12 protein-coding genes are annotated in these 12388 nt (G+C 42.3%); 5 read left to right on the top strand and 7 right to left on the bottom strand.

Annotated features, from left to right (window positions below; translation table 11 throughout):
- The first annotated feature begins 8 nt into the window (after positions 1 to 8).
- Positions 9 to 662, top strand: a complete 654-nt coding sequence (locus IRQ95_RS04470) for a GntR family transcriptional regulator (RefSeq protein ID WP_194435800.1) — start codon at positions 9 to 11, stop codon at positions 660 to 662.
- Between the two features lie 120 nt (positions 663 to 782).
- On the opposite strand, the gene IRQ95_RS04465 is transcribed toward IRQ95_RS04470, so the two are convergent.
- The 3 genes from IRQ95_RS04465 to IRQ95_RS04455 all read right to left on the bottom strand — a co-directional run bounded on the left by IRQ95_RS04465 (position 783) and on the right by IRQ95_RS04455 (position 3573).
- The gene (locus IRQ95_RS04465) at positions 783 to 2153 is read right to left on the bottom strand and encodes a YjiH family protein (protein WP_194435799.1); all 1371 of its coding nucleotides are present in this window, start codon (positions 2151 to 2153) and stop codon (positions 783 to 785) included.
- A gap of 259 nt (positions 2154 to 2412) precedes the next feature.
- Entirely contained in the window at positions 2413 to 3090 is a 678-nt protein-coding gene (locus tag IRQ95_RS04460) for a DUF1275 family protein (protein WP_194435798.1), read from the bottom strand.
- A 75-nt stretch (positions 3091 to 3165) separates the two neighbouring features.
- Positions 3166 to 3573 carry a GFA family protein gene (locus tag IRQ95_RS04455; RefSeq protein WP_194435797.1) on the bottom strand — a complete coding sequence of 136 codons (408 nt, stop codon included), beginning with the start codon at positions 3571 to 3573 and terminating at the stop codon, positions 3166 to 3168.
- A 74-nt stretch (positions 3574 to 3647) separates the two neighbouring features.
- Between IRQ95_RS04455 and IRQ95_RS04450 the strand changes: the two genes are divergently transcribed.
- The 3 genes from IRQ95_RS04450 (at position 3648) to shyA (ending at position 6148) form a co-directional block, all read left to right on the top strand.
- Complete coding sequence (locus IRQ95_RS04450) at positions 3648 to 4268, top strand: hypothetical protein (RefSeq protein WP_194435796.1); 621 nt, start codon at positions 3648 to 3650, stop codon at positions 4266 to 4268.
- A gap of 71 nt (positions 4269 to 4339) precedes the next feature.
- Positions 4340 to 4636 (top strand): isoamylase early set domain-containing protein, encoded by a 297-nt coding sequence (locus IRQ95_RS04445; protein WP_194435795.1) that lies wholly within the window; start codon positions 4340 to 4342, stop codon positions 4634 to 4636.
- Positions 4637 to 4840: 204 nt separating this feature from the next.
- Positions 4841 to 6148, top strand: a complete 1308-nt coding sequence (gene shyA / locus IRQ95_RS04440; RefSeq protein ID WP_348541580.1) for a peptidoglycan DD-endopeptidase ShyA — start codon at positions 4841 to 4843, stop codon at positions 6146 to 6148.
- 73 nt (positions 6149 to 6221) lie between these two features.
- On the opposite strand, the gene lldD is transcribed toward shyA, so the two are convergent.
- The 4 genes from lldD to IRQ95_RS04420 form a co-directional block, all read right to left on the bottom strand.
- Positions 6222 to 7361, bottom strand: coding sequence for an FMN-dependent L-lactate dehydrogenase LldD (lldD, locus tag IRQ95_RS04435; RefSeq protein WP_194435794.1), 1140 nt, complete (start codon positions 7359 to 7361; stop codon positions 6222 to 6224).
- A gap of 310 nt (positions 7362 to 7671) precedes the next feature.
- Positions 7672 to 9978 (bottom strand): fimbria/pilus outer membrane usher protein, encoded by a 2307-nt coding sequence (locus tag IRQ95_RS04430; RefSeq protein ID WP_194435793.1) that lies wholly within the window; start codon positions 9976 to 9978, stop codon positions 7672 to 7674.
- An 87-nt stretch (positions 9979 to 10065) separates the two neighbouring features.
- Entirely contained in the window at positions 10066 to 10746 is a 681-nt protein-coding gene (locus tag IRQ95_RS04425; protein ID WP_194435792.1) for a fimbrial biogenesis chaperone, read from the bottom strand.
- A 69-nt stretch (positions 10747 to 10815) separates the two neighbouring features.
- Positions 10816 to 11376 carry a hypothetical protein gene (locus IRQ95_RS04420; protein WP_194435791.1) on the bottom strand — a complete coding sequence of 187 codons (561 nt, stop codon included), beginning with the start codon at positions 11374 to 11376 and terminating at the stop codon, positions 10816 to 10818.
- A gap of 394 nt (positions 11377 to 11770) precedes the next feature.
- Here IRQ95_RS04420 and IRQ95_RS04415 point away from each other — a divergent pair, with 394 nt between their 5' ends.
- A complete protein-coding gene (locus tag IRQ95_RS04415) occupies positions 11771 to 12373 on the top strand; it encodes a helix-turn-helix transcriptional regulator (RefSeq protein ID WP_194435790.1) in 603 nt (200 codons plus the stop codon).
- Positions 12374 to 12388: the final 15 nt, after the last annotated feature.

Here is a 12388-nt window from a genome sequence, read left to right as displayed (position 1 = left end):
GAACCTATATGAGCGTTAACGCAATCAATAAGACCGAGGTTGCATATAGTAAGCTCGAGAAAATGATCATCTTCCGCGAATTAGAACCAGGGAGTATGGTCAGTGAGAAACAGTTGGCTGAAGAGTTAGATTTAGGGCGCACGCCAGTGCGTGAGGCTCTGCAGCGACTTGCGTACGAATGTATGGTCGAGATACACCCTCGCCGTGGCATTCAAATTCCGGTGATTTCAATTGAGAGCCAGCTAAAAATCTTGGAAGTTCGTCGCGACATTGAAGCGCTGTGCGTTAAGTATGCCGCCTCAAGAGCGAGTGTGACCGAGAAACAGCAAATGCTGTATCTAGCCGAGCAGCTTGAAGTGTGTGCCGAGAACAAAGATGACTTACTCTATGCTTCTTTGTTAAAAGAGATTCACACAGTATTGGTTAAAGCCGCTAGCAACGAATATTTGCAATTGGCAATGGCACCACTGCAAGGTCTCTCACGTCGATTTTGGTTTGCATATAAAAATGAAGCATCCGATTTGGTTGAGGCATCATCACTGCATGCTGCTGTGCTAAGAGCCGTGAGCCATACCGACGCGGAAGAAGCCGTTGCTGCGTCGCACCGCTTGAATGATTACTTAACTGATGTCGCGTATCGCTCGATTCAGCCCCGAAAATAAGCTAAGCATTGTTTAAGTAACACATACAAAAATGGCTACCTCAATCAGGTAGCCATTTGTTTATCGATGTTGAATTGCTTCGTCGAATTGCTTCGTTTAATTAGTTCAGCTAAGTACTGCTTAGAAAATCAGGTGCGCGACACCTGCAATGACAGGCAGTGTGATCAGCGTACGTAAAATGAAAATAGCAAATAGCTCGAAGATGTTTACTGGGATACGGCTACCAAGCAATAGAGCGCCCACTTCAGACATGTAGATCAGCTGAGTCACTGACATCGCCGCGATAACAAATCGAGTCATTTCACTGTCGATCGAAGCCGCTAGAATCGATGGGATAAACATATCCGCAAAACCAATCACGATGGTTTTTGATGCCGCCGCCGCTTCAGGCACACCTAATAGCTCTAGGTATGGGATAAATGGTTGACCTAGGAACGAGAATATCGATGTGTATTCAGCAATAACCAGCGCAACAGTACCGAGACCCATAACGACCGGCAATACACCAAACACCATATCCACTGCGTTGTGAACGCCTTCTTGTAGGATGGTTTTGAGTGATTTCACTTTGCCCGCTTTTTCTAACGCAAGCTCCATACCCCAAGAAAAGCTTGAATGGCCCATTGGAATTGCATCAGCATCGTCAGCAGGTTTAGTACCATCGATAAAGGTATCACGCTTGTAACTTAGTGGTGGTAGGCGAGGAATAATTACCGCCGCAACAAAACCTGCTAAACACACCGCACCATAGAAAGGTAGGAACATATGTTCAAGTTCAACTTGAGCAATAACGACCAAACTAAACGTAATCGATACCGCAGAGAAAGTTGTACCCACAACAGCAGCTTCACGCTCAGTATAGAATTTGTTTTCGTATTGCTTGCTAGTAAGCAAAATACCGACACTGCCGTCGCCTAACCAAGACGCCATGCAGTCAATCGCGCTGCGACCAGGTAGGTTGAAGATAGGACGCATCACTTTTGCTAGCAAAGTACCGAACAGCTCCAGTAGACCGAAGTTCAATAATAGTGGCAGTAAAAGACCGGCAAAGATAAACACTGAGAACAGGGTCGGTAATAGACCTTCTAGAACCAAGCCACCTGTGTTGCCTTCCCAGATCGCTTTTGGACCAATCTGGAAGTAAGTCATCACGACAGCAATACCACCGACAACGCGCACTGCTAACCAAAGAGGCGATGGGTTAAATAACCCATTTAAAAATTGGCTGTTAGCAATAAAGTTTGGGTTTTTTACTCGGCACAATAGAGATGCTGCCGCCATAAATGCCACGATAGCGGTGACGATGCTTACTAGTGAGTCACCAAATAGCGCTTGGATAGACTTGGCCAATACAGCAACAGGGATGGTGATATCACCGTTATAGCTAATCGGAGCCATAAATAGAAACACACCAATCAGCGACGGAATCAAAAAGATCCAGAAGTGAGATTTAGGTCTGCTTTGCCCGGTTGCTTGAGTTTTGTTTGTCATTGCGGTTCTCATGTTACAACTAGTCAATAATTGCCATTTTCCTTGGCATAGTTATTCACTAAACATCCGTATTTAGTCAGTTTAGCGAAGACTACTGTGTTTTAAGTAAATTCGCAATACTATTCAATAAATACCGCTATTTATTCATCATATAGTTTTGCTAACAGTATGAATTATAGACAAGTGTAAACTGAGTGGAGTAAAAAATAGAACTAGTTAGAAAACAGGAGCCGTTAAGTGCTCCTGCACTAATAATTTTTTATTGTACTGAGTGGCGTTTATGGCGAGTTAGGTAGAGATACAGCCAGTACACTAACGCCAGTATCAGTGCGAGTGCAATTGGTGCCATAAGTGACGCGATGTGGTAATGATCAAAGAGTCTAGCACCGACGACACCACCAAATAAGAAACCGGCAAAGATAAACAGGAATAGTTTAGCTTTGCGAAAATCAAAGCGCTCGCCGCGAAGACGTGCGCCAATCATGATGCCCAGATCAGTGATAATACCGGTCATGTGAGTGGTGCGTACTACCGCGCCGCTAAAAGTGGTGATCATGGCATTCTGCAGTCCACATGCCGCGGAGGCAAAGTACTGTCCAGATGTGACGTTTTGCTCGAGGAGTAGGTAAGCAATAAATAGCAAACCCGCTTCAATACATAACGCTACACCATAGCGGCGACCAAGCTTCAAAGCGGTACACTCAAAAAATGCGCCGGCGAGCGTCGCGCCCAAAAGAAAGCTGACTAAGATCATCAGTAGATGCGTGGTCATGCCATCCAATGATTCAATGCTGGTGCCAAGCAGAGTCACTGTTCCTGAAATGTGCGAAACCGCTTGGTGCTGAAAACCAAGTAAACCTATCGCGTTAACTATTCCGGCAAGCAGGGCAAGAAGGAATGCTCCGTATTCCACCCATCGAGGTAGTCGAGATATCACTGAATTACTCCCCAAAAGAAGAGGGCGATTATAGCGCTGACTGCTTGAAGCTTAAAGGGGAGTAGAGTTAAAACTCTAGGAAATGGCTTCGATTTGGCAGTCAAACTTTAACCAAGATTGTTTGTTTTGTTCGTAAACTGAAAAACTGGGTTGTGGTAGGTCTTGGTTGGTGAATATGCCCACCGGTATGACGATAAAATCTGACAACGCTGACAGAGATAGCATTACGGTAGTGCCACATGCCGGACAGAAGGAGTAATGGACTTGATTGCCAGAATCACTAATGCGGCTGAACTCAACTACGTCACCACTGTAAGAGACTTGCGATTTGTTAAAACGCGCCTGAACACCAAACACACTGCCAGTTCTTTTCTGACAGGCGAAGCAGTGGCAAATAGCCGTACGAATGGGCTCACCTTTGCAGATCAAACTTACTTGGCCACAACTGCATTCAGCAGTGCGGATTTTAACATCATGTTTCATTATCGATCCTTGAGATAACCTTTAGCCGCTGATATGTTTATTGTCACTATAAGGATATACATACTAAGTAAATTATGAAAAAGCGTCTGTTACCCATTCCACTAATTTTATTAATACCGATACTGCTGCTTATTGTAGTCGTCGTCGCAGGTATTTACCGATTCAGTCTTGATGATGAAGATATCTTAGCTAAGTTTCCTAGTCAGATCCAAACGGTTGACCCGATAGTGAAGCAAGTATTCTCAATTCAAACTCCAAACCCTTGGACTATTCAAGTACCTGAGTCTTCGGCGTTTGCTTTTATTGATGAGTTAGATACTCAAGCGCAGATTGCTTTTGGCCCATATGACTCTGGTGCGGAAAGAGGCCAAGTAGCGGTAAGTACTAAGTGGCTTTCATTTGTTGATACTAACCAATACATCTCGGTCCTGATAGTATCTAACCAAGGGAGTGGTGTATTTAGTTATCTAGCGACTTTTCGATACGACACTCAACGTAAGCGCGTGATACTCGAGGATAGTTTATTGATAGGTGATCGCGTGGTGATTGACCAACTGCGTTATGACAACTCACAAGTGACGTTAGATTTTCGTCAGCATTCGCAAAACCAAGCGATGGCAGAGGAGCCGGTTGAAAAAGTGACCAAGGTAGTCACGGTCAGTTCGAACTTGAGTCTTTTATTGCACAACAAATAAACGGTTGTTTGTCTGATACAGATTGCCTATATTGAAAAATGTTATTTTTCTTGTTGTTGATGGAGTAATAAATGATAAATAAGCGTTTCTTTAAAACTAAGGATGAGGTGGAAGTCACTTTTGAGTTACCACAAGATCAAGCGGGTAGTCGCGTTGAACTAGTGGCGGACTTTTTAGACTGGCAACCAATGCAGATGAAAAAAGTCGCTAAAACCAAGTCATTCAAATTCAAAACTCGTTTACCAAAGGATAAGCAGTTTGAGTTTCGTTACTTGGTAGACAATGAACGCTGGATTAATGATCCAAGTGCAGACCAATACAAACCGAATGTTTTTGGTGAAGATAATTGTTTGATAAATACATATTGATAAAAAATTCAAATAATTACTGACGACTTAATCGATAAGTTGCGAGAAACAAGGCGCGTATGGCGCCTTTTTTGATCGCAATCTGACTTGCATAGGGTGACAAGCGCCCGATAAATTCGTACTCTTATAGCCGTTTTATGGGTGTAGAAATGAAGATTTATACACTTAGTACAGATAAGAATTCGAATGAAATAGGGTCAAATTGTGCAAGTAACAACAATAAAAGCACGCGTTTCTGATCTCTCGAAACGTAAAAAACTGATGCTTTTGGGTCTACCTCTAGTCGCTGTCTTTGCTATGACTTCAACAGGTAACCAATCACCGACTAGCCGCACTATTGATCTTTCCCTTCCTGAATCAGCACTTGTTGAGAAAATTCTTCAGGAAAGCACTGAAGTTAAAGATATGCCAAACTACGAATACCAAATTCGGGTTGGCGATAACTTGAGTTCAATTTTTGACCAGCTAGGTTTTGGTTATAGTGACCTAATGAAAATTATGGAGACGGACCTTAACTACTTAGCATTGGACACATTAAAGCCGGGTAATACTCTACGTTTTTGGCGTGATGAAGACACAAAACAACTCGCTAAAATGGAGTTGGAGTTTAGCTTAGTTGAACATGCCGTTTACACCCGTACTCCAGATGGAGACTTCACTTTTACCGATGTGAGGATTCCAGGTGTGTGGAAAGAGTTTCCGATGGTAGGTGAGATTAATGGTAGCTTCTCTCAATCGGTGAATCGTCTAGGTCTTGGTATTACTGAGGTTGAGCAGATCGTTGCATTATTGAAAGATAAACTCAATTTTTCACGGGATTTACGAGCCGGTGACAAATTTGAAGTGGTTCAGTCACGTCAATTTGTTGATGACCAAGTCACTGGAAATAGAGAGATTCAAGCGGTCAAGATCATTACTCGTGGTACAGAGTACACGGCTTATCTCCATTCTGATGGTCAATACTACGATAAGAATGGCGATAGTTTGCAGCGTGCATTTCAACGTAAACCTGTTAATGGCAATTACCGTTTAAGTTCAAACTTTAACGCGCACCGAAAGCATCCAGTCACTGGACGTATTGCGCCGCACAATGGTACCGATTGGGCAACGCCTGTAGGCACGCCGATAGTTTCTACTGGTGATGGCGTGGTAGCTATGACGCGTAAACACCCTTATGCGGGTAATTATGTGGTGATTCAACACGGTAGCACATATAAGACGCGTTATTTACACCTGAGTAAAATCTTAGTGCGTAAAGGACAAAAGGTAACACGTGGTCAGCGCATTGGTTTATCGGGTAAAACGGGTCGTGTAACCGGTCCACACATTCACTATGAATTGATTGTTCGTGGTCGACCAGTAAATGCGATGAAAGCCAATATTCCAATGGCAAACTCTGTGCCGAAAAAAGAGATGGCAGCGTTTGAAGCTCGCCGAGCAGAGCTTGATACTATGTTACGTCAACAAGAGATAAAGATTGCTCAGCAAACAAGTGGTACGACTTCGAGCTGATGATGTGAGTTGAACTAATAAAGGCGAGCGATGGCTCGCCTTTTTACTTTTTAGCTTACTTCTTAGCTCAATGCTAGCCAATCTTTACCAGCGATTCGTGATTAAGATCAGCTATGGTTTTAGCTCCGGTTAACGTCATCGCTACGCGCATTTCTTTGTTATAAAGGTCGAGTAGGTTTTCAACACCAGCTTGTCCTTGTGCTGCCAATGCGTAAATAAAGGAGCGGCCAAGCAAAGTACAATCGGCTCCCAACGCTAGCATGCGCACGACGTCTAGGCCGGTGCGAATTCCCGAATCAACCATGATTTTCAGATCGCCTTTAACCGCATCAGCAATATCAGGTAGCGCCCTTGCAGTAGAAAGTACACCATCTAGCTGACGCCCACCGTGGTTAGATACCACAATACCATCAGCACCAAAGCGCACCGCATCTTTAGCATCTTCTGTATCCAAAATACCTTTGATGACCATCGGGCCATCCCAGAAATCACGGATCCATTCGAGATCTTTCCAACTAATTGAAGGGTCAAAGTTCGTCCCAAGCCATCCGATGTAATCTTCAAGCTTGGTTGGTTCACCGCGATAGGTTGAGATATTACCTAAATCATGGGGTTTCCCTAACACACCCACATCTAATGCCCAGCTTGGGTGTCGCATTGATTGAAATACGCGACGCATGGCGGCATTTGGCCCACTCATACCAGAGCGCATATCGCGATAGCGAGCACCAGGTACAGGCATATCAACAGTAAAGACTAACGTTGTAACACCAGCAGCTTTGGCTCGTTTAAGTACGTTACGCATAAACCCACGATCTTTGAGTACGTATAGTTGAAACCACATTGGACGATTAATTGCAGGTGCAACTTCCTCTATTGGACAGACAGAAACGGTCGACATGGTGAACGGAATGCCTTTGTTTTCCGCGGCTTTTGCTGCTTGTACTTCACCGCGGCGTGCATACATGCCTGTTAAGCCAACCGGAGCAAGTGCGATTGGCATCGCGAGCTTTTCACCAAATAACTCAGTCTCTAGGCTTAGATCGGCCATGTTTTTCAACACTCGTTGGCGCAAAGCGATGTCGGATAGATCTTCAGTATTACGTTTTAAGGTGTGTTCGTTGTATGACCCGCCATCAATATAGTGAAATAAGAATGGCGGCAGTTTTGCTTTTGCAGCGGCACGGTAGTCGGTAGAGGCTGAAATAATCATAGGTAAATCCTATCTATTGGCGTTTGGTGCTTAGTGACGAGCAGCAAAAAAGCCTTGTTATAGTATTGGGTTACAGAGTTCAAAATAGATTTGATTTCTTGATGTTACACAAATGTTACTGCTCAATAAATGAAGGAAATGAAAATAATTGATTCTAAAACTGACTTAATACCCGATGATTTGAGAGTGGGCTGGTAAGCATTGGACTTGATTTTTGATGTTCTCGTTCTACCCGCTATGTTTTCCGCTGGAATAGTTGGCAGTAATAATCGATCTCTAGCAAAGCTCGGGCTTTGTTGCGCTGGTGAGATTACAACACGGTAACTATCCCAAGTTCGATAAACATATCATCAATGACGTTACTGTCATCAAGACTCATCTTGAAAGATGGTGCTGCGTTATCATAAAAATAGACTTCATATTCGCCCGTAGGCAGAACATCCAGTTCAAAGTTGCCGAGTTGGTCAGTGAAGAAAGGGTAGGTGGTTTTATTATTTAAGTGACGAAATTCACCGACAACATCAGCGAGCGGTTGGTCGTTTCTATCGTGGAAAAAACCATTCACAAAGAATCCCTTATTGATATTCAATTGATGAAACGAGCCACTGTATAGGCCGCCATTTGCCACATATTCACCGTGTTTTAGTTCTTCGTTAAAATCGAGATTATCACCGGAAATCTTGATGACTTGATGGCGCTCGTTTTGTATCGGGATTGCAAGGCTAGAGTGGCCGCCAAGTTCACTGGAGACGATTTGTAAGCGTTTATATTCGTCATACATCAAGGCATATTTGTCTCTGTACTCATCGGGTAATGCGACGATGTTAAAGCTACTTGATAAAGGTGCCGTCCATACAAACTGGTTGCCAGCCCAAGCGATACCAGTATCAACGCCAAGCGTAAGTGCTCGATTGCTTGACTCTTGAGAAACATTTCGAGATGAATAACGTCCGTTCCATACTGCACGTTCACCATAAATTTTTCCGTAGCCATCAAAACCATCATACTTTTTATCAATGAAATTGGTTGAAGCTCGCCAATAGTATTTACTGTCATATTGAGAGGCGGATATTTGGCTTCTATATTCGTTCTCATCGCTGTCGTAAGCGGTGCGAGTAGATACGCTGATATCATGCCAACGCAGAGGGAAGGATAGGGTGAAATAGAGTGTTCGGTCGATAGTGTTACGCTGCTTTTGCCAGCGTAGATTTAGGCTCGTAGTGATACGTTGGTTGATGCGATAACTTGTGTTGATTGAGGCACTTTGTCGTAAGGTTCCATTTGAATCAAATTGATGCTCTAGGTTAAATGACAGATAGCCTATATCGAAAGGTGTATTAATCCCAGAGCTAAGGCGAAGTGTATGGACCAAAGGATCATCTTTTATGCGTCGTTCTACTCCGTATCGAAAAGAGAGATTTGATAAGCGCTTATTGAATAACTCACTGGCGTAAAACTGGCTATCTAACTTGTAAGCGCGTTTTGTATCGACCTCGCTCCAATCCCCGTTTAACGTGATAAAAAACTCTCCGACAGCAAAGCTTTGATCCAAAGAATATCGCTTTGTGGTTTGAGAAATATCGATGGTTGGCGATATTGTCCACCAATCAGTCAAGCCATAAGAGATAACTCCTTGAGTTACGAACTGGTCCCGATCAATCGTCTTGTCTCCATCATCTTCATAGTTCTGTTGTGCGCCATAAACCAACTGCGTTTCTATGTCTCCTTCGAGGAGCAATTGCGGATGATCGACTAAGTTAAAGAACAGTTTTTGCTCGCTACCACTCTGATCAATATAATTTAGTTCGACTTCATTTACCCCCTGCTCTAGCGGTAAATCGCGCAAATTATATTGACCTGATGCTAAGCGAATCGTGCGGTAATCTTCCCCGTTTATTCGGATGTTGACCAAAGAGGTGGATTCGAGACTAATTGGAACGATATTAGGCCTTTCATAGTTTTTGATGTAACTAGGTTGGTAAGAATAAGATAGGCCGAACAAGTCCCCACCGGGTAGTGAGGCAATGTCCGTATCAATTTGATAGTCTCCTAGTTGTAAATAGCCCCAGTTATTGGGTAAGTTGCCTATCAATCTGGTGCGGTCTCTTAGCCAACTGCCTTGTTCATTAAAATGGTTGTATGAATAGGTGTGTCCGTCCTCAAACGTTACTGGGCCCAAAGCGGCTCTAGCTCTAAGGGCCACTTGCGATGCTGCATATTCCGTATCGACCAAATTGTGGGTATGGGACCAATAAGTATTCAATACGCCACTAAATAAAGCCGGTTGAGATTGAGGAAGGTTACTCGGTGCTGGTCCATTTTGTGAGGGCTCTAGCGCAATATTTACCAGTCTTCTATCTGTAACAGGAACGTTCAGCTGAATGATTAAGTTGTCGGTATCATAGACGCTTTTCCAGCCTATTTGTTCAAAATCCGTCGCTGAGACTTTGTTGTCTTTTAAAACAGGGCGTAATTGTTCCAAGCGTCCTGCGGTAATGGATTGTGCTAGTATCGGAATGAGCTCATTTCCGTCCAATGCCCAATATTGTTCTCGCTCATCGTCAAGATAGCCGGTGACTTCGATTCGCTGTCCAACAACCTCAATATCAACAGGCATTTGTATTTCCGCTGCTTGAAGCGAAAACACTCTTAAATATAAACCTATTGATAAATATGCCGTGAGTCGGTACATCGTAGCTGCGACCTATTTTGTAATGATCTCAGCAGTTTGATATTTATGCGCTTGCTGAGACAAAGGGATACGAATCTGGGTATCGGCTAGCATATTTACGTCGGGTAAAGGCGATTCATAGACGGCACTTTGAGCACCAGAGCTGAGTTTGAGCTGCCAATCTTGCAAGATCGCATGTTTAGAGCCCGTATTTGATAATGATAAATATGTATTTTTACCGTATTGCTCAAGGTTTGATGTGAGACGTGCTTGTGCGTCTTTTGGCGTGACGTAAAAAGCGGTATGAAAATTAAATTTAGCGTTTAGTCCCTGCGGATCATCTTCGGAAACATTACGGTCTGTCTGCATAAAAACGATGCGGTATGCTTTTTCTTTACCAATCGATTTCTTACCTAAATACAGCACCTTGATTCTCTTTTTTTGTTTTGGCTCAAGGATTATTTTGGAAGGGAAGACTCGAATCTCTTTTGTTTTTGTACGAACTTCTTCGCCATCACTATCGAGATTTCGTGCATAGGCTTGCACTTCATAGGCGGCCTTTTGGTTGGTCATATTTTCCAAGGTAAAACTCGCTGATTTCTTTTTTACATCAATGCTTTGTGAAAGAGGAGATATATTGAAATTGGCGTAAGCAAGATTAAGCAGAGAAAAATTAAAAACCATTAGTATTAGGGCGATAACAGATATTCGCATGGTTCCTCCTAGCTGAACGGCCGCGCATTGAAAGAGGGGGTACAGTTTATGTACCCCAAACAATAGTGATTACAGAGGAGTGAGATCAAAGGTTAAGGTTTCTGTGTATTGCCCTGCATAGGTGAAATTGCCTACTGGCTCCATTAACAACTGGAATTTGGCAACATCAGTGCTAGTACTTTTACCAACCTTTAAAGGAACGCCAGCATCATTTTTAGGGTTATAGTCAGTACCAAATGTCATGGTAATGTTGTCAGCTACGCCAGTTGGTGACAGTTTGTACTCTACGGTTTGGTCTGCGTCACCACCATCTTGATGGACTAGCTTGCCGTAAGTTGGGGTGACATGGATTTCATAGCCACCAGCAGCATTACATTTTGCTTTGCCTGTAATTGGTTGGCCACCTGTATTAAAGTTATTTAGCTCACTATGAACATATTTGCTTCCGAGCTCTGATGCATCGACAGCTCCGCCAACTGACCCGTCGTTGTTACCGGCTAGAAGACCTATGTTGCATTCTTGTTCAATGTTTTTGGTTAACTGTACTGAACCAGAAATTACATCTGCGGCGTTAGCTATGAAGCTGCTTGTTGCAGTAAGAATCGCAACTGAAATTGCTACTTTATTCATAAATATATCCCTTTCTGAATTGTGTCGTCTGTTCGAGGCGAAAGACATATTAGAGAATAAAGGTAAAAACTTGTTTTAAAGTTCCAAATTAGAATTAAGCTATATCAACAAGTTGGTTCTAAAGTACTAATTGTCATATGCCGTTTTATTAAATGGATGAAATAAGGTGCTGTAAATATTAATCTTATTAATAATCGATTGGTTGGTATTTCAATTATCGCGCCCCTTGATATGCATTAATGTTTATATTGATGAGTGTGAAAATATAAACACTTGATATAAATGAATTAATTAATAAATTTTGTGTATGGATCACAATTATTGATGGGATATTTGTTGAATATTGAATTTCAACTCTACACTTTACCAAAAAACAGTCAGATGGATGTGGCTTATGGCAAGTACAAAAGTAACGCTGATAGGTGACGTAAATATTCAAAATAAAATAATCATTGAAACGTTATCAAAAATAGAAGGCGTAAAGGTAAAAATTGACTTAAATAATAAGTTTGAAATTGTTACAGGTCGTGTTGAAAACAAGCTTATGATAGTTTTGGTGGATTTTGAGGATTTCAAACAGATTAAAAATAAGATAGTGAATGAAAGGGTTGTCATCTTTAATTTTCCCCATCATATGTCTTATGATTGCTTGTTAAGTGTTAAAAATTTAAAAGGATTGTTGTTTAGAAATGCCTCCAGAGAGCATCTGATCAGTTGCATTGAACGAGTTGCAGCTGGTGATTTATGGTTACCAAGAAAGTTAATGGCTGACATGTTGAATAAGAGCTTCTTTGGGTTATGTACCACACCAGACTTTTCAAGTTGTCTGACTCGTAGAGAAAATGAAATATTAATCTATATAGTCAATGGATACTCTAACCAGCAAATCGCAGATAGCTTGTATGTGACTGAAAGTACGATAAAAACACACATATATAAGATATATAGAAAGCTAAATGTAAGCTGTAGAAGGGATGTTATGTCGCTGGTCAGGTAATGATTTATGTTGCGC

Origin of the sequence: Vibrio fluminensis, assembly GCF_015278125.1 — a bacterium.
GTDB lineage: Bacteria > Pseudomonadota > Gammaproteobacteria > Enterobacterales > Vibrionaceae > Vibrio > Vibrio fluminensis.
This window is presented reverse-complemented; position numbering and strand designations above follow the sequence as displayed.